This window comes from Xenorhabdus yunnanensis (genome assembly GCF_028598805.1).
In the GTDB taxonomy this organism is placed as follows: Bacteria; Pseudomonadota; Gammaproteobacteria; order Enterobacterales; family Enterobacteriaceae; genus Xenorhabdus; species Xenorhabdus yunnanensis.
Genome location: NZ_JAQRFI010000153.1, coordinates 1 through 1638 on the forward strand (window position 1 = coordinate 1; position 1638 = coordinate 1638).

At 41.1% G+C, this 1638-nt stretch carries 4 protein-coding genes; all 4 read right to left on the minus strand.

The window, feature by feature from the left end; translation table 11 throughout:
* Nucleotides 1-44 precede the first annotated feature (44 nt).
* A complete protein-coding gene (locus tag PSI23_RS21310) occupies nucleotides 45-320 on the minus strand; it encodes a DUF5405 family protein (protein WP_273556949.1) in 276 nt (91 codons plus the stop codon).
* 1 nt (nucleotide 321) lies between these two features.
* Nucleotides 322-852: a phage N-6-adenine-methyltransferase gene (locus PSI23_RS21315; RefSeq protein ID WP_273556950.1), complete on the minus strand. Its 531-nt coding sequence runs from the start codon at nucleotides 850-852 to the stop codon at nucleotides 322-324.
* The gene (locus tag PSI23_RS21320; protein ID WP_273556951.1) at nucleotides 845-1084 is read right to left on the minus strand and encodes a hypothetical protein; all 240 of its coding nucleotides are present in this window, start codon (nucleotides 1082-1084) and stop codon (nucleotides 845-847) included. The genes PSI23_RS21315 and PSI23_RS21320 overlap by 8 nt, the downstream gene beginning before the upstream one ends.
* A gap of 174 nt (nucleotides 1085-1258) precedes the next feature.
* On the minus strand, nucleotides 1259-1638 hold a 380-nt coding region (locus PSI23_RS21325; RefSeq protein ID WP_273556952.1), incomplete at its 5' end, for a hypothetical protein.

The following is a 1638-nucleotide window of genomic DNA, read 5'->3' on the forward strand; positions in this document are numbered from 1 at the left end:
GGCACTCCCTCGCCACTGTTCTCCTTGCGTTCTCGTATGATTGGTTATTCATCGGTGATGGAATTTAATTTCTCAGCAAACTCTTTGGCGATTAAATCTATTTTTTCGCCGAGCTGTTGCAGTGTTCTGATATCATCGCTATCGATTTCCAGCCTGATTACGTCACGCATTAATTGATTCAGATGTCGGTAATAACCAATTGTGTGCAATGTTTCCTGCCCTGCATTTTCACCCGACTGAGCTATCTTTTTGGTATTTAAATTAAACGAACGACTATTGGAGGTGATGACATATTTTCCTAAATCTATTTTCAGGCTCATGCTATTTCCTCATTTGTTCATTGCCGATATCGAATAGATAATTTTTATCTACTGTTGTTATTGTTTTGCGTGGGGTAATAAACGGTCGCCAAATTAAAAGCATGGAGCCTTTCGGATTGCTGCTATTCTTTCCTCTCACTATTGCTGGAACAAACTGAATCCTGCCACCTGTTATTAATCTGACCTCATCCACTGTTTCATATGCCAAATCAAACCAGCCTACTGAGGTATCAGCGGGAACTAACATAACAATCGGTTGCAATTGCTTTCGACACTCAATAGCGGCTTTCTCTACCCACGGCGTAATATTGGAATAGGGCGGATTACACCAGATGCCACCGTAGCTCTCCCAATCACATTCCAGTGCATTATCTCGTTCCGTGAGATAATGAGCACACAGGGTATTTTGAGCATCGGCAGCGGCATCTAAATAAAAACCGAATTCTAAATCGAGGGCTAAAAATAACGAGAGTGGAGTTTGCCAGAGGTCTTTCAGTTCTTTTGGGGTGTTACTTCCTCCGAAATCACTCATCGTTTATTTCCCATCCTAATATTTTCTTGACTTCATTTAACGGCTCCATATAAAATTCCAATTCTTTATTCCATCTGGAATCTGGAATATCTACATAACCTTTGTATGTTTCTTTATACTGCCTGACCATTGAGTCATATTCGGCAACTAATTCATGCAATAGATGTCTGGGTATTTGTAGAATTTCGTCGTCATTACTCGTATTTGTCATTTCTCCGCCTATCCCGCTCATAATCCTCCCCGCACTCCCGGCTACAGAATGCACCGTGTGTTGCTGGCTCCGTTTCACACCATCGGCACATCCCGTTGAAACTCGTTAATGCTGGTGGCCGGTTCTGGAGCGCATGAGATAGATTCAGCTCATTTAATTCATTCGCTGCGTTGATAATATCCATGATGAGTCTCGCTATTTGTATCTATTGGGATGGTAATATAGAAGTGCCAAGAAATTAGTTTTATCTGTTTTTGGAATCTCGGTATATATTTCACCTGTTAACATGCATCGATACGCCACAGGCTTCATATTTTCATATTCAGCGAGTTTCTTTGTGGCCTCTTCCAGTAACTTTTTAATTTTTTCGACAGATGGCGTTTGAGAGTGAATAATTTCTAATGCTTTGGTTATGCTTACTTCATTTTCCATTCGCTTATCAACCCAGCCGTTTAAATCACTGGCGTTGTTTTCTGCCTCAGATAATAAGTCTTCCCCTGTCCAATCAAGAAGTCCTTCCAGCCAATCCATCGCCTGTTCTTTATCTCCTTTTTCCAACAGGTGATGAACTATTG

What these genes read in the sequence shown, in the direction of transcription:
- PSI23_RS21310 (WP_273556949.1), bottom strand. Translation starts at nt 320, where the DNA reads ATGAGCCTGAAAATAGATTTAGGAAAATATGTCATCACCTCCAATAGT.
- PSI23_RS21315 (WP_273556950.1), bottom strand. Translation starts at nt 852, where the DNA reads ATGAGTGATTTCGGAGGAAGTAACACCCCAAAAGAACTGAAAGACCTC.
- PSI23_RS21320 (WP_273556951.1), bottom strand. Translation starts at nt 1,084, where the DNA reads ATGAGCGGGATAGGCGGAGAAATGACAAATACGAGTAATGACGACGAA.